The 14,836-nt window shown below is 51.3% G+C and carries 19 protein-coding genes and 1 rRNA gene; 6 read left to right on the forward strand and 14 right to left on the reverse strand.

The features are described from left to right. Nucleotides 1-1,447: ribosomal RNA gene (locus CMR03_RS21240) — 16S ribosomal RNA — on the reverse strand; the annotation flags it as partial. A gap of 491 nt (nt 1,448-1,938) precedes the next feature. Here CMR03_RS21240 and CMR03_RS21245 point away from each other — a divergent pair. Then, complete coding sequence (locus CMR03_RS21245) at nt 1,939-2,505, forward strand: gamma carbonic anhydrase family protein (RefSeq protein WP_063877448.1); 567 nt, start codon at nt 1,939-1,941, stop codon at nt 2,503-2,505. Here the strand turns inward: CMR03_RS21245 and CMR03_RS21250 are convergent. The 6 genes from CMR03_RS21250 to dprA are packed head-to-tail and all read right to left on the reverse strand — an operon-like array spanning nt 2,460 to nt 6,256. Continuing rightward, nucleotides 2,460-2,717 carry a DUF1488 family protein gene (locus CMR03_RS21250; RefSeq protein ID WP_063877449.1) on the reverse strand — a complete coding sequence of 86 codons (258 nt, stop codon included), beginning with the start codon at nt 2,715-2,717 and terminating at the stop codon, nt 2,460-2,462. The genes CMR03_RS21245 and CMR03_RS21250 overlap by 46 nt on opposite strands. Continuing rightward, nucleotides 2,714-3,532: a shikimate dehydrogenase gene (gene aroE / locus CMR03_RS21255; protein ID WP_096012589.1), complete on the reverse strand. Its 819-nt coding sequence runs from the start codon at nt 3,530-3,532 to the stop codon at nt 2,714-2,716. Before aroE ends, CMR03_RS21250 begins: the two co-directional genes overlap by 4 nt. Before the next feature lie 3 nt (nt 3,533-3,535). Further along, a complete protein-coding gene (tsaC, locus tag CMR03_RS21260; protein ID WP_096012590.1) occupies nt 3,536-4,108 on the reverse strand; it encodes an L-threonylcarbamoyladenylate synthase type 1 TsaC in 573 nt (190 codons plus the stop codon). A gap of 9 nt (nt 4,109-4,117) precedes the next feature. Beyond that, entirely contained in the window at nt 4,118-4,663 is a 546-nt protein-coding gene (locus CMR03_RS21265; RefSeq protein WP_096012591.1) for a DNA topoisomerase family protein, read from the reverse strand. Between the two features lie 23 nt (nt 4,664-4,686). Next, nucleotides 4,687-5,160 (reverse strand): DUF494 family protein Smg, encoded by a 474-nt coding sequence (gene smg / locus CMR03_RS21270; RefSeq protein ID WP_013027451.1) that lies wholly within the window; start codon nt 5,158-5,160, stop codon nt 4,687-4,689. After that, entirely contained in the window at nt 5,132-6,256 is a 1,125-nt protein-coding gene (gene dprA / locus CMR03_RS21275) for a DNA-protecting protein DprA (RefSeq protein ID WP_096012592.1), read from the reverse strand. The genes smg and dprA overlap by 29 nt, the downstream gene beginning before the upstream one ends. Nucleotides 6,257-6,373: 117 nt before the next feature. Between dprA and def the strand changes: the two genes are divergently transcribed. The 5 genes from def to mscL all read left to right on the forward strand — a co-directional run bounded on the left by def (nt 6,374) and on the right by mscL (nt 11,114). Then, nucleotides 6,374-6,886, forward strand: a complete 513-nt coding sequence (gene def / locus CMR03_RS21280; protein ID WP_063877454.1) for a peptide deformylase — start codon at nt 6,374-6,376, stop codon at nt 6,884-6,886. Between the two features lie 20 nt (nt 6,887-6,906). Further along, the gene (fmt, locus tag CMR03_RS21285) at nt 6,907-7,851 is read left to right on the forward strand and encodes a methionyl-tRNA formyltransferase (RefSeq protein ID WP_096012593.1); all 945 of its coding nucleotides are present in this window, start codon (nt 6,907-6,909) and stop codon (nt 7,849-7,851) included. A 48-nt stretch (nt 7,852-7,899) separates the two neighbouring features. Next, nucleotides 7,900-9,201, forward strand: a complete 1,302-nt coding sequence (gene rsmB, locus CMR03_RS21290; RefSeq protein WP_096012594.1) for a 16S rRNA (cytosine(967)-C(5))-methyltransferase RsmB — start codon at nt 7,900-7,902, stop codon at nt 9,199-9,201. 17 nt (nt 9,202-9,218) lie between these two features. Continuing rightward, nucleotides 9,219-10,595, forward strand: coding sequence for a Trk system potassium transporter TrkA (gene trkA, locus CMR03_RS21295; protein WP_063877457.1), 1,377 nt, complete (start codon nt 9,219-9,221; stop codon nt 10,593-10,595). A 108-nt stretch (nt 10,596-10,703) separates the two neighbouring features. Then, complete coding sequence (gene mscL, locus CMR03_RS21300; protein WP_063877458.1) at nt 10,704-11,114, forward strand: large-conductance mechanosensitive channel protein MscL; 411 nt, start codon at nt 10,704-10,706, stop codon at nt 11,112-11,114. Here the strand turns inward: mscL and CMR03_RS21305 are convergent. The 7 genes from CMR03_RS21305 to rpsM form a co-directional block, all read right to left on the reverse strand. Continuing rightward, the gene (locus CMR03_RS21305; protein WP_063877459.1) at nt 11,111-11,350 is read right to left on the reverse strand and encodes an alternative ribosome-rescue factor A; all 240 of its coding nucleotides are present in this window, start codon (nt 11,348-11,350) and stop codon (nt 11,111-11,113) included. The two genes, mscL and CMR03_RS21305, sit on opposite strands and share 4 nt — an antisense overlap. 100 nt (nt 11,351-11,450) lie before the next feature. Continuing rightward, complete coding sequence (locus CMR03_RS21310) at nt 11,451-11,819, reverse strand: DnaJ family domain-containing protein (RefSeq protein ID WP_063877460.1); 369 nt, start codon at nt 11,817-11,819, stop codon at nt 11,451-11,453. Between the two features lie 93 nt (nt 11,820-11,912). Further along, complete coding sequence (rplQ, locus tag CMR03_RS21315; RefSeq protein WP_003850180.1) at nt 11,913-12,299, reverse strand: 50S ribosomal protein L17; 387 nt, start codon at nt 12,297-12,299, stop codon at nt 11,913-11,915. 40 nt (nt 12,300-12,339) lie between these two features. Next, complete coding sequence (locus tag CMR03_RS21320) at nt 12,340-13,329, reverse strand: DNA-directed RNA polymerase subunit alpha (RefSeq protein WP_033741519.1); 990 nt, start codon at nt 13,327-13,329, stop codon at nt 12,340-12,342. 25 nt (nt 13,330-13,354) lie between these two features. Further along, nucleotides 13,355-13,975 (reverse strand): 30S ribosomal protein S4, encoded by a 621-nt coding sequence (rpsD, locus tag CMR03_RS21325; RefSeq protein ID WP_063877461.1) that lies wholly within the window; start codon nt 13,973-13,975, stop codon nt 13,355-13,357. Nucleotides 13,976-14,008: 33 nt separating this feature from the next. After that, nucleotides 14,009-14,398 (reverse strand): 30S ribosomal protein S11, encoded by a 390-nt coding sequence (gene rpsK, locus CMR03_RS21330; RefSeq protein WP_004160563.1) that lies wholly within the window; start codon nt 14,396-14,398, stop codon nt 14,009-14,011. Between the two features lie 16 nt (nt 14,399-14,414). Continuing rightward, nucleotides 14,415-14,771, reverse strand: a complete 357-nt coding sequence (gene rpsM, locus CMR03_RS21335; RefSeq protein WP_003850176.1) for a 30S ribosomal protein S13 — start codon at nt 14,769-14,771, stop codon at nt 14,415-14,417. Between the last annotated feature and the right edge of the window lie 65 nt (nt 14,772-14,836).

Here is a 14,836-nt window from a genome sequence, read left to right on the forward strand (position 1 = left end):
GGTTAAGCTACCTACTTCTTTTGCAACCCACTCCCATGGTGTGACGGGCGGTGTGTACAAGGCCCGGGAACGTATTCACCGTGGCATTCTGATCCACGATTACTAGCGATTCCGACTTCACGGAGTCGAGTTGCAGACTCCGATCCGGACTACGACGCACTTTATGAGGTCCGCTTGCTCTCGCGAGGTCGCTTCTCTTTGTATGCGCCATTGTAGCACGTGTGTAGCCCTACTCGTAAGGGCCATGATGACTTGACGTCATCCCCACCTTCCTCCGGTTTATCACCGGCAGTCTCCTTTGAGTTCCCGACCGAATCGCTGGCAACAAAGGATAAGGGTTGCGCTCGTTGCGGGACTTAACCCAACATTTCACAACACGAGCTGACGACAGCCATGCAGCACCTGTCTCAGAGTTCCCGAAGGCACCAAAGCATCTCTGCTAAGTTCTCTGGATGTCAAGAGTAGGTAAGGTTCTTCGCGTTGCATCGAATTAAACCACATGCTCCACCGCTTGTGCGGGCCCCCGTCAATTCATTTGAGTTTTAACCTTGCGGCCGTACTCCCCAGGCGGTCGACTTAACGCGTTAGCTCCGGAAGCCACTCCTCAAGGGAACAACCTCCAAGTCGACATCGTTTACGGCGTGGACTACCAGGGTATCTAATCCTGTTTGCTCCCCACGCTTTCGCACCTGAGCGTCAGTCTTCGTCCAGGGGGCCGCCTTCGCCACCGGTATTCCTCCAGATCTCTACGCATTTCACCGCTACACCTGGAATTCTACCCCCCTCTACGAGACTCAAGCCTGCCAGTTTCAAATGCAGTTCCCAGGTTAAGCCCGGGGATTTCACATCTGACTTAACAGACCGCCTGCGTGCGCTTTACGCCCAGTAATTCCGATTAACGCTTGCACCCTCCGTATTACCGCGGCTGCTGGCACGGAGTTAGCCGGTGCTTCTTCTGCGGGTAACGTCAATCACTGCGGTTATTAACCACAATGCCTTCCTCCCCGCTGAAAGTACTTTACAACCCGAAGGCCTTCTTCATACACGCGGCATGGCTGCATCAGGCTTGCGCCCATTGTGCAATATTCCCCACTGCTGCCTCCCGTAGGAGTCTGGACCGTGTCTCAGTTCCAGTGTGGCTGGTCATCCTCTCAGACCAGCTAGGGATCGTCGCCTAGGTGGGCCGTTACCCCGCCTACTAGCTAATCCCATCTGGGTTCATCCGATAGTGAGAGGCCCGAAGGTCCCCCTCTTTGGTCTTGCGACGTTATGCGGTATTAGCCACCGTTTCCAGTGGTTATCCCCCTCTATCGGGCAGATCCCCAGACATTACTCACCCGTCCGCCACTCGTCACCCGAGAGCAAGCTCTCTGTGCTACCGTCCGACTTGCATGTGTTAGGCCTGCCGCCAGCGTTCAATCTGAGCCATGATCAAACTCTTCAATTTAAGTTTGATTTGCTGAAACCAGTTCAGCGGTGCTCATCTGTAAAACGTCATAATGAATTTCATTATGTGTTCACTCGTGAGACTTGATATTTTTTACGTCCGNNGACGCTGATATCAATCCTGCGAGTGCCCACACAGATTGTCTGATAAATTGTTAAAGAGCAGTGCGAACAGCGGGTTAACCGTCTGTCGCGAGGTGGCGTATATTACGCTTTCCTCCTTCAGAGTCAACTTCTTTTTCAGAAGTTTTTCTCCGGCGGTTCAGTTTCCTGAACCTCTCAACACCGCATTCCGTAAGCCGTTGTGCCGTGTCAGTGGAGGCGCATTATAGGGATCCGAATAAATTGCACAACCCTTTTTTTTGGATCTTTTTTCTGACTGTCGAGAAAACATTCATATTGGTTAGATCGCCAACGATCCGGGGCAAAATCCCCTTGCCAGCAGGTCAGAATCACAGCAGGCTGCCGGTAAACTCAGTAAAGGAGAATACAATGACTGTAGCATTACGCCCTTATAAACATCTTTTCCCGCAGTTGGGTCTGCGCGTCATGGTTGATTCCACAAGCGTGGTGGTGGGCGACGTCATTATCGAAGATGATGTAGGTATCTGGCCTTTAGTGGCTATTCGTGGTGATGTGAATCAGGTTCGCATCGGTGCCCGTACCAATATTCAGGATGGCAGCGTACTTCATGTAACCCATAAGTCTGATGCCAATCCCGCAGGTTTCCCACTGGTTATCGGTCAGGATGTTACCGTTGGGCATAAGGCGATGCTGCATGGCTGCACCATCGGTAATCGCGTGCTGGTTGGGATGGGTTCAATCGTGCTGGATGGCGTGATTGTTGAAGATGATGTTCTGATTGGTGCCGGGAGTCTGGTCCCGCCGGGTAAGAGACTGGAAAGCGGTTATCTTTATGTAGGCAGCCCGGTAAAACAAATTCGACCGCTGAATGAAAAAGAAATTGAAGGATTGCTCTACTCTGCCCGCAACTATGTTAGCTGGAAGAACGACTATCTGGCAGGCGACAGCCAGACCCATCCTTCATTATCTACCTGATCGTTACGGATACAGTCTTCAGCCACATCTTCCAGATCCCAGCGATGGTCACGAAACAGGGCCATCGTGTCTCCCTCCCCGAACTGTTGGTGTAACGCATCCACGCTGATAGCACAGGTCAGTCCCATGCCATTAACCAAAACGGGAAAACAAACAGCCTTTAATGTGACATCCAGCGTTTCACGGTCTGGAAACTGGATAGCCTGATTCATGACTGTATCTCGGCTTTTAAGGACGCAATGACAGGCGCAATCTCCGGCATGATGCCATGCCACAGATGAAAGGCATGCGCGGCCTGCCCCACCAGCATGCCTAACCCATCAGCCAGATGAGATGAACCCTGCTGGTGACACCAGCGCAAAAAAGCGGTCAATCCATTCTGGTAGAACATGTCATAACAGCGTAAATCCGCATGAATTAATGAAGACGATAACGGTGGCACATCGCCATTGATGCCGCTCGACGTTGCGTTAATCAGCAAATCAAAATGTTTACCTTCAAGCTCCTCAAAAGAAAGGGCACTCACCGCCCCACGGTGCGCAAACGTCTTTGCCATGCTCTGGGCATTAGCAGCCGTACGGTTTACCACCGTAATTGACGTGCCCAGCGAAAGCAGAGGAAGGATGACGCCACGCGCCGCACCTCCCGCCCCCACCAGCAAAATATGATCGCCAGGTTTGATCATCGACAGACGCTGCAGATCGCTGACTAAACCGATGCCATCCGTATTATCGCCAAGAATCTGACCATCCTGGCATTTCTTCAACGTGTTGACGGCACCAGAGAGAGAGGCACGTTCGGTGAGCTGGTCTGCATATTCCCAGGCCTGTTGTTTAAAAGGTAACGTGATATTAGCGCCTGCCCCACCCTGAGAGAAAAAAGTGGTGATAGCCTGGGGAAAGGCATCGACAGGCGCTTCAATACGATCGTATTGAAGCGCAATACCCGTTTGCCTGGCAAAGGCCTGATGAATTTGCGGGGATTTGCTGTGACTGATCGGATGTCCGAAAACTGCAAAATATGCCATCTGCTAGCCCTGCCGTATCTGGTTGCCGCTAACCACGTCACGGATCTCAGAAGGGTTTAGCCTTCCTCCCGTCTCTCCATTGAGTACGGGAAACGCAGCACCAAACTGCAGTTTAACCTCTTCTACTGAACGGCAAGGTGGCTGACCAGAAAGATTCGCGCTGGTTGAAACCAGAGGTTTACCAAACGCCCGGCACAACGCCTGAACGTCAGGATGGTCGCTGACGCGAATAGCCAGGGAATCAAACTGTCCGGTTAACCAACGTGGCGTTTGCGGTGCTGCTGGCACAACAAAGGTGACCGGGCCTGGCCAGCAGGCAAACATACGTTCACGCTGCATCGCCGTTAAGACATGATCGGAGACGTAGGGCATAAGCTGGCCGTAATCGGCCGCTATCAGAATCAACCCTTTTTCCACTGGGCGTCTTTTCAATGCCAGCAGAGCCATCACTGCCGATTCATCGTCGGGGTCGCAGCCCAGGCCGAATACCGCTTCAGTGGGATAAGCAATCACGGCATGTTGCTTCAGATGGTTCACACAATCCTGTAGTGAGCCGGAAACTGGTTGATTTTGCATGGTTATGTCTTACGTCTCTTCAGTGATAGCTTTGCCACAACTTTTACTGGCGCAAAAAAGCCGGGTGCCCTGCGCCGTCTTTTTTTCAACTAAAAGCGGAAATTCACAATGCGGACAGCGTCCAGCGACTGGCGTCAGATTAACGGCAAACTGGCAGGCTGGATAGCGGTCACAGGAATGGAAGGTTTTGCCAAAACGCGATCGCCGCTGTACCAGTTTACCTTGCTGACACTGCGGGCAGTCGATGGTTGTCTCATCAGGTTTATCGATCGTTTCCGTGTAATCACACGCTGGATAGTCGCTACAGCCAATAAACATGCCAAAACGGCCCTGACGTAACACTTTATCAGCACCACATTGCGGGCAAGCATGACCTTCCAGAACTTTTACTACATGTCCGTCGGCCTGGTTTCCCAGGGGCCGGATGTAGTCGCAGGCAGGGTAGTTTGCACAGCCCAAAAAAGGGCCGTGTTTTCCTGAACGTATAACAAGTTCTGCCCCGCAAGCGGGGCAGGGGTCCTGTTTACGCGCAGTAAAGAGTGCGGTTTTACTCATAACGATAATGCATCAGTGAAAATTTAATGCAGCATACCTTCGTTGACGTCGAATAACAGTTCTTCCATTTGTTGATAGGCGTTTTCACATCCTGGGATGTTAAACAACACCATCAACACCACCCATTTAAGATCCTCAAGATCGAAATCAAGAGTATCAAGCGCCATGACACGTTCAATGACCATTTCTCGTGTTTCCAGACTCAAGACCTGGATTTGCTCCAGGAAAAGCAGGAAACCGCGGCTTTCGGCATCTAAACGCTTGCTCTCTTCATCTGTATAGATGCGCATGGAGAGCGGATCATTTGCCAGTAAAATTGGGGCGACCAGACCTTCCTGGTAGTCTGCCAATTTTTCTAACCAGTTCAACGCGTTATAGATATCTTCGCGATGAAAACCGGCATCCGTCAAGTCATCTGTCAATCTGTCCTGATCAACACCCATTTCTGCTTCGTTGTGGATATAGGTCTCAAACAAGTACATGAGTACGTCGAACATGGCATGCCCTCCTCAATCGGACATAGCCGCCGGGTACAGCTGCGATCCATCCTGCTAACTCCAGTTCCAGCAATTGAGCTGTAATAACTGGCACAGGTTGGCCGGCACGTTCAGCGACAACGTCAACAGGTGTAACCTCATCACCTACGTTAGCCAACAGCTCGGCAAATGGCAATGGAGCATCGTCACTGGCATCAGAATAAATTTCGTCTGATTGTGTAACAGGTAACCAGTTAAGCATAGCGCGTAAATCTTCAATGATGTTATTAGGATGTGCCACCAGCATCGCGCCCTGTTGAATCAGCCAGTTTGTTCCCTCACTGCCGCTGTTTCCTAATGCGCCGGGCAAGGCATAAACCGCGCGATTTTGCTCTAATGCATAACGGGCTGTGACTAATGAACCACTCTTTAATGACGCTTCTATGACTAAAACGCCCTGGCTCAGCCCACTGATAATACGGTTTCTGCGTGGAAAACGATGTGCCAGCGGTACGGCATCAAGCGGAAACTCAGATACCACGGCGCCGCCCTGCCCGACAATCTCCTGCGCCAATGCACCATGCTTTTTGGGATAAAGATGCTCCAGTCCGCTGCCCAGCACCGCAACGGTTTTCCCCTGAACCCTCAGCGCGGCGCGATGCGCAACGCCATCAATGCCAAGCGCCAGGCCGCTGGTGATAGTAAAGCCACTTAGCGATAACTGTTGAGTAAACCAGTCACACCAGTAACGGCCGGAGTGGGAACATTGACGGCTGCCGACCACCGCTAACTGCGGTGCCCCCAACACGGCGGGGTCGCCTTTCACATACAACAGCGGAGGAAAACAGGCCGTTTCAGCCAGTTGAGCGGGATAAAGCGGATCAAGTGCGGTAATCAGATGGTGCAACGGGCTCGTTGCCAGCCACGTCTTAACTGTCGCCAGCCAACGGGGGGAAATATGATGGTAATAGTGGCGTTGTGAAGCCTCAAACCCGTTCAGAGTTAACACATCATCAACATCTTTGTCTTCAGACAGTTGCTGTGCCGCGCTTAACCAGCGCCTGCCCGTTATGCCCGGAATGGCGGCCAGCCGCAGTAACTGCTCCCTTTTTTGCATCTTTACAGCCTCCTGATAACCGTTGCTTCCCTCCGCAGAATGCTGTCAATCAGGTGCTAAAAAGTCTACAATATGGGGCAGTAATCTTTCCCTTTTAGAATATATATCTGGATATTTATGTCAGTTTTACAGGTATTACATTTTCCTGACGAGCGCCTGCGCAAAATTGCCGCGCCTGTTAAAGAAGTTAACGCGGACGTTCAGCGTATCGTTGATGATATGTTCGAAACCATGTATTCCGAAGAAGGTATCGGCCTGGCTGCCACGCAGGTGGACATTCACCAGCGCATCATTGTGATTGATGTATCAGAGAACCGCGATGAGCGTCTGGTATTAATTAATCCTGAGCTTCTGGAAAAAAGCGGTGAAACAGGTATTGAAGAAGGCTGTCTGTCCATTCCTGAGCAACGCGCTTTTGTGCCACGTGCTGAGCGAGTAAAAGTCCGTGCGTTAGATCGTGACGGTAAAAGTTTCGAACTTGAAACCGGTGATCTGCTGGCTATCTGTATTCAACACGAAATCGACCATCTCGATGGCAAACTGTTTATTGATTATCTTTCGCCTTTAAAGCGTCAGCGCATCAAAACTAAGTTAGAAAAACTGGCGCGACAAAACGCCCAGGCTTCCTGAGATCTGAAAAAGGGATAAACGTGTCTGCTCCGCTTAAAATTATTTTTGCTGGCACGCCAGACTTTGCAGCGCGTCACCTTGACGCGCTGCTTGCTTCTGAGCATCAGGTGGTTGGCGTCTTTACCCAACCGGATCGTCCCGCAGGTCGCGGCAATAAGTTGACCGCCGGCCCGGTTAAATCCTTAGCCCTGGCCCAAAACATTCCGGTATTTCAACCCAAATCCTTGCGCCCTGCAGAAAACCAACAGCTGATTGCAGATTTGCAGGCTGACGTAATGGTGGTGGTCGCTTATGGGCTCATTCTGCCAAAAGCCGTGCTTGATATGCCCCGACTGGGCTGTATCAACGTACACGGTTCCCTGCTGCCACGCTGGCGTGGCGCCGCGCCCATTCAGCGCGCGCTCTGGGCGGGTGACAGTGAAACAGGTGTGACCATCATGCAGATGGATGTTGGGCTGGATACCGGTGATATGCTGTTGAAACTGGCCTGTCCAATTAGCGCGGAAGATACCAGTGCCACGCTTTATGACAAGCTGGCAGATCTGGGCCCGGCAGGACTGCTGACAACCTTAGCTCAGTTACGTGATGGTCAAGCGCAGGCCATTCAGCAAGACGAAAGCCAGGCCAACTATGCGGAGAAGCTCAGTAAAGAGGAAGCGCGCCTTAACTGGACGCTGTCGGCCAAACAGCTGGAACGCTGCATCCGTGCCTTCAATCCCTGGCCGATAAGCTTTTTTATGGTGAATGATCAGCCGGTTAAAGTCTGGCAAGCCTGCGTCTTACCTCATGTGAACAAACAGCCAGGAGAGATTATCCAGGCTGACAAACAAGGCATTCAAATTGCCACTGCCGACGGCGTGCTGAATTTGCTTCAGCTTCAACCCGCCGGTAAAAAACCGATGTCGGCACAGGATCTGCTTAACTCGCGCCGAGAATGGTTTGAAGCCGGCACTCTTCTGGACTGACCCTCAGGCCCGGCAAAAACCGGGCCTTTTGCTTGATGGCACTATCTTATGACTAAACCAACCAATCTTCGTAGCCTGTCTGCTCAACTGATCGAGCGCGTTGTCGATAAAGGCGAGTCCCTGAATACCGTCTTGCCTGCGGCACAGAAAAAGCTCTCAGACAAAGATGCCGCGCTGGTCCAGGAGATCTGCTTTGGTGTGTTGCGCACCTTACCGCAGCTGGAAGCGCTTATCGGCAAATTGATGGAACGCCCGTTAACGGGTAAGCAGCGTACACTGCACTTCCTGATTATGGTGGGCTTATATCAGCTGCTCTATACACGTATACCTGCTCATGCGGCATTAGATGAGACAGTTGCCGGTGCTGAAGTGCTGAAACGAGCAAACCTGAAAGGGCTAATTAATGGCGTATTACGTCAGTTCCAGCGTCGTCAGGAAGAACTGCTTGCCAGTATTCAGGATGGCCCACAGCGTCACCTGCATCCGGGCTGGTTACTGAACCGGCTTCAACAGGCCTGGCCAGCGCACTGGCAGCAAATTGTTGAGGCGAACAACCAGCGTCCGCCAATGTGGTTAAGGGTTAACCGTCAGCACCATTCGCGTGACAGCTGGCTGGCCCTGCTGACGGCGGATGAAAGGAACGCAGCTGTTGCTGACGATGTGCCTGAAGCTTTGCGTCTTGAATCGCCGGCATCCGTTAATGTGTTACCCGGCTTTGAACAAGGCTGGATTACCGTACAGGATCTCTCCGCCCAGCGTTGTGCGCTTCTGCTTGAGCCCAAAAACGGTGAGCAAATTCTGGATCTCTGCGCGGCGCCGGGAGGTAAAACGACCCATATCCTCGAAATCGCCCCTGAGGCGCAGGTGCTTGCTGTCGATGTTGACGCGCAGCGCCTGAAGCGCGTGCATGAAAATCTGGGCCGTCTTGGTATGACCGCAGAAGTGAAACAGGGAGATGGACGTACCCCGCAGCAATGGTGTGACCAACGTCAGTTTGATCGCATACTGCTGGATGCGCCCTGCTCAGCAACTGGCGTTATCCGCCGTCATCCTGATATCAAGTGGTTACGTCGCGATCGTGATATTACTGAGCTGGCAGCCTTACAGCGTGACATTCTGGATGCGACATGGCCACTGCTTAAACCGGGCGGTACGATGATCTATGCAACCTGCTCTGTGCTGCCAGATGAGAATCAGCAGCAAATCAGCGACTTTGTACAGCGCCACGCGGATGCTCAGGCTGTGTCGCTGTCTGGTGCTCCCCTTAACGGCTGGCAGGTCTTTCCTGAAGCAGAAGGCGGAGACGGTTTTTTCTACGCTAAGCTTGTGAAGCTCGCGAGTCCACACTGAGAAGGCATTGAAAAGCGATGAAAATCATAATTCTTGGTGCCGGTCAGGTCGGCGGTACCCTGGCTGAAAACCTGGTTGGCGAAAACAACGACATTACCGTTGTCGATACGGACTCCACGCGTTTACGCCAACTGCAGGATAAGTTTGATTTACGCGTTGTACAGGGTCATGGTTCTCATCCGCGTATTTTACGCGAAGCCGGTGCAGAAGATGCCGATATGCTGGTCGCCGTCACCAGTTCTGATGAAACCAATATGATTGCCTGTCAGATCGCCTATTCGCTTTTCAATACACCGAATCGCATTGCCCGTATTCGTGCGGCAGACTATTTGCGTGATGCCGATAAGCTTTTTATCCCCGAGGCTGTGCCCATTGATCATTTGATTTCGCCTGAGCAACTGGTTATCGACAATATTTATCGTCTGATTCAGTATCCTGGTGCGCTGCAGGTGGTCAACTTTGCCGAAGGCAAGGTCAGTCTGGCCGTTGTAAAAGCCTATTACGGTGGCCCGCTCGTGGGTAATCCGCTGTCGATTCTGCGCGACCACATGCCGCATATTGATACGCGGGTTGCGGCGATCTTCCGACAGGATCGCCCTATCCGTCCGCAAGGCTCGACCATTATTGAGGCCGGCGATGAAGTCTTTTTCATTGCCGCCAGCCAACATATTCGCGCGGTAATGAGCGAAATGCAGCGTCTGGAAAAACCCTATAAGCGCATCATGTTAGTGGGCGGCGGGAATATTGGATTTGGTCTGGCGCAGCAACTCGAAAAAAATTACAGCGTAAAACTCATTGAGCGCAATCCGCAGCGCGCTGCCGAGCTGGCTGAACAGTTGCACGATACTGTGGTGTTCTATGGCGATGCGTCCGATCAGGAATTGCTGGCAGAAGAACACATTGAGCAGGTCGATTTATTTATTGCCGTTACCAATGATGACGAAGCCAATATTATGTCCGCCATGCTGGCGAAAAAAATGGGTGCCAAGAAAGCGATGGTACTGATTCAACGACGGGCTTATGTTGATCTGGTTCAGGGCAGCGTTATCGATATTGCCATCTCGCCACAGCAGGCGACGATCTCGGCATTGTTGGGACATGTACGTAAAGCGGATATTGTTGGCGTCTCGTCATTACGTCGTGGTATCGCCGAAGCCATCGAGGCGATTGCACATGGTGATGAAACTACGTCAAGAGTTGTGGGCCGCTCCATTGATGATATCAAGCTGCCACCGGGCACAATTATTGGCGCAGTGGTCCGGGGGGATGATGTGATGATAGCGAATGACAATTTGCGCATCGAACAGGGCGACCACGTGGTGATGTTTTTAACCGATAAGAAATTTGTACCGGACGTCGAGCGCCTGTTCCAGCCAAGTCCGTTCTTCCTGTAATAAAAGGTCGCGCGTTGTCTGGCATAATCCGGCTAATTGCTCACAGCGATGGCAAATATGGCAAGCTTTGTTAAACTTTATGGCATTGGCTAAGGCAAGGAGAGAAGTATGAGTTTATTCAAAGAGTTTCGTGATTTTGCGATGCGCGGCAATGTTGTTGATCTGGCCGTGGGTGTCATTATTGGTGCGGCATTTGGTAAAATTGTTTCATCATTAGTGGCAAATATCATCATGCCACCGCTGGGCTTATTGATCGGCGGCGTGGATTTCAAATCATTCGGCTGGGTACTTAAACCCGCTGTGGGTGATGCGCCAGCGGTTGTAATGCAATACGGCATTTTTCTGCAGACCGTTTTCGACTTTATCATCGTTGCGTTTGCCATTTTCATGGCGATTAAACTGATGAATAAACTCTACCAGAAAAAAGAAGTCGAAAAGCCTGCGCCGAAACCCTCTAATGAGGAAGTTCTGTTAACGGAAATTCGTGACTTGCTCAAACAGCAGAATACAAAGATCTAAAACGTTAAAGCCGCAGACATTGCGGCTTTTTTGTCATTAAAAGCAGAAGGGCAGTGATAAGTCCTGCACTTATCACTGCCCTCCCATCCCCGACCTTTTGCATGTTTCTCTTTACGTTTAAAGCTGCCTTTCCCTTTTTGGTTCTGTTCAACACGCTGTCTAAATAAAGGGTCGTGCAGTAGTGCCTCAATCGCATTATCACGTATTTGCCCTTTGGTATGACGATAACGGGACATATCTCCTCCATCAGTTTAGGTGACCCGAAGATCCAACTGCGCGAAACCTTGCCGCAGTGAAAGAAATTATACTCGCCTTGACGCCAGATAAAAATAGTCGCTATTCAACCGTGAGCTTATGGGTAATGGCCGGACCGTATTCGCCCTCAAGGAACGCTGTGCTCATGCCCGCCTGACGCAGTTTCACTGTCAGGTGCCGCAATTTGCGCGCATGCATTTCTGCTGCAGGATCGCCCGGATCCAGTTGGCGTAAAAGATCGTTTACTTCCAGCGCTTCACGACGTAATTCAAGTTCAGGGGGAAGAAACCCCGCATTCTTGAGTAAACGATAGCCCGCGCGTAATTCAGGTGGAACATGGCTGTCATCGTCCAGCACTAATGGCGCACCTTCTCCGGCAAGGTTGCTGAGTTCGCCTTTCTCCTGCGCCGCTTTAATATGCTGTTCAGCCAGCTGATCGATTAACCACATTGTTAGCCTCCTATGTCACACCACAAGCGTAGCAGAGGGCAAATAGCAGGCAATAAAAAACCCGCCGAAGCGGGTTTTTCACGTTGCAACAGATTACTCTGCTGCAGCCTCTGCTTGAGCTTCTGGACGATCAACCAGCTCGATGTATGCCATCGGAGCGTTGTCACCAGCGCGGAAGCCACACTTCAGAATGCGAGTGTAACCACCTGCACGGCTCGCGAAACGCGGGCCTAACTCATTAAACAGTTTTGCCACGATCTCGTTATCACGAGTGCGGGCGAATGCCAGACGACGATTAGCTACGCTGTCGGTCTTGGCAAGAGTAATCAGCGGCTCAACTACGCGGCGCAACTCTTTGGCTTTCGGCAGAGTCGTCTTGATGATCTCATGACGAACCAGAGAGCCAGCCATGTTGCGGAACATAGCCTGACGATGGCTGCTGTTGCGGTTCAGTTGACGACCACTCTTACGATGGCGCATGACCTTATCCTTCTCAGTGAAACCTTAACCTGTGATCGGGTTATTCATCAGCAATGCTTGCCGGTGGCCAGTTTTCCAGGCGCATGCCCAGAGACAGACCACGTGAGGCCAGCACATCTTTAATCTCGGTAAGAGATTTTTTACCAAGGTTAGGCGTTTTAAGCAGCTCAACCTCGGTACGCTGTACCAGATCACCGATGTAGTGGATAGCTTCTGCCTTAAGGCAGTTAGCAGAGCGGACAGTCAATTCCAGATCGTCAACAGGGCGCAGCAGGATCGGATCGAATTCTGGTTTCTCTTCTTTCACTTCCGGCTGACGTACATCACGTAAGTCAACGAAAGCTTCCAGTTGTTCTGCCAGGATGGTTGCCGCACGACGAATCGCCTCTTCAGGATCGATTGTGCCGTTGGTTTCCATTTCGATGACCAGCTTGTCCAGGTCGGTGCGCTGCTCTACACGCGCTGCTTCAACATTGTAGGCGATACGGTCTACAGGGCTGTAGCAAGCGTCAACTAACAGACGGCCGATCGGGCGCTCATCTTCTTCCGAATGAATTCGGGCAGAAGCCGGCACATAACCACGACCACGCTGAACTTTGATACGCATACTAATAGATGCGTTGTCATCGGTCAGATGGCAGATCACATGCTGCGGCTTGACGATTTCGACATCACCATCATGGGTAATGTCGGCTGCAGTCACAGGGCCAATGCCAGATTTATTCAAGGTAAGAATAACTTCATCTTTGCCCTGAACTCTTACCGCCAAACCTTTAAGGTTGAGCAGGATTTCCAGGATATCTTCCTGTACACCCTCTTTGGTGCTGTACTCGTGCAGTACACCATCAATTTCAACCTCGGTCACCGCGCAACCCGGCATTGATGAAAGCAGAATACGGCGCAGCGCGTTACCAAGAGTATGGCCAAAGCCACGCTCTAAAGGCTCAAGGGTCACCTTGGCGTGCGTCGAACTCACTTGCTCGATATCTACCAGGCGCGGTTTTAGAAACTCTGTCACAGAACCCTGCATTGTGTCCTCTCTTTGGTACTAAGCTTTACTTGGAGTAAAGCTCGACGATCAGGTGTTCGTTAATGTCCGCAGACAGATCGGTACGTTCAGGAATACGTTTGAACACACCTTCCATCTTAGTTGCATCAACTTCCAGCCAGGTTGGCTTTTCACGCTGCTCAGCCAGCTCCAGAGCGGCCTTCACGCGAGATTGCTTTTTGGCTTTCTCACGGATGCTAACGACATCATTCGGAGATACCTGATAAGAAGCGATGTTAACAACGCGACCATTGACCAGAACAGACTTATGGCTCACCAACTGACGTGCTTCCGCACGCGTGGCACCAAAGCCCATACGATAAACGACGTTGTCCAGACGACCTTCCAGCAGAGCCAACAGGTTTTCACCGGTGTTGCCTTTCAGACGTGCTGCTTCTTTGTAATAGTTACGGAACTGACGCTCAAGAACACCGTACATACGACGAACTTTTTGCTTTTCACGTAACTGGCCGCCGTAGTCAGACAGACGTGGCTTACGCGCACCGTGCTGACCAGGAGCTTGTTCAATTTTACACTTGGAATCAATCGCGCGAACGCCAGACTTAAGGAATAAGTCAGTGCCCTCACGACGGCTCAGCTTGAGCTTAGGACCCAAATATCTTGCCATTTTCTTTCTCCAACTATCCTAAAAAACGGGGCGTTATACGCGACGTTTTTTCGGCGGACGACAACCGTTATGAGGGATCGGAGTCACATCAGTAATATTCGTGATGCGGAAACCAGCGGCGTTCAGTGCACGAATTGTTGATTCGCGACCCGGACCCGGACCCTTAACCATAACTTCCAGGTTCTTAATACCGTAATCTTTTACCGCTTCTGCACAGCGCTCTGCAGCGACCTGAGCAGCAAACGGAGTGGATTTACGTGAACCGCGGAAACCGGAACCACCGGCGGTTGCCCAACCCAGTGCGTTACCCTGACGATCAGTAATGGTAACGATTGTGTTGTTAAAAGAAGCATGGACATGAGCCACGCCATCTGAGACTTGTTTTCTTACACGCTTACGTGCACGAACTGGTGCCTTTGCCATTATTTACTCACCCCGATTATTTCTTGATCGGTTTACGCGGACCCTTACGGGTACGTGCGTTGGTCTTAGTACGCTGACCGCGAACCGGAAGACCACGACGATGGCGCAAACCACGGTAGCAACCAAGGTCCATAAGACGCTTGATGCTCAGGGTGATTTCACGGCGCAGATCACCTTCTACAACGAATTTAGCAACTGCATCACGCAGCTGATCAATTTGTTCTTCAGACAGCTCACTGATCTTAACATTTTCAGCAATACCCGTTGAAGCGCAGATGGCTTTTGAGCGAGTCTTACCAATACCGAAGATCGAAGTTAATGCGATAACGGTATGTTTCTGATCAGGAATGTTAATGCCTGCTATACGGGCCACTATGCACTCCTACTATTTAATATGTACGTACCATGCCGAAAAGCCCGTTTTCAGGATACTCAAAT

Origin of the sequence: Pantoea allii (genome assembly GCF_002307475.1) — a bacterium.
Classification (GTDB): Bacteria; Pseudomonadota; Gammaproteobacteria; order Enterobacterales; family Enterobacteriaceae; genus Pantoea; species Pantoea allii.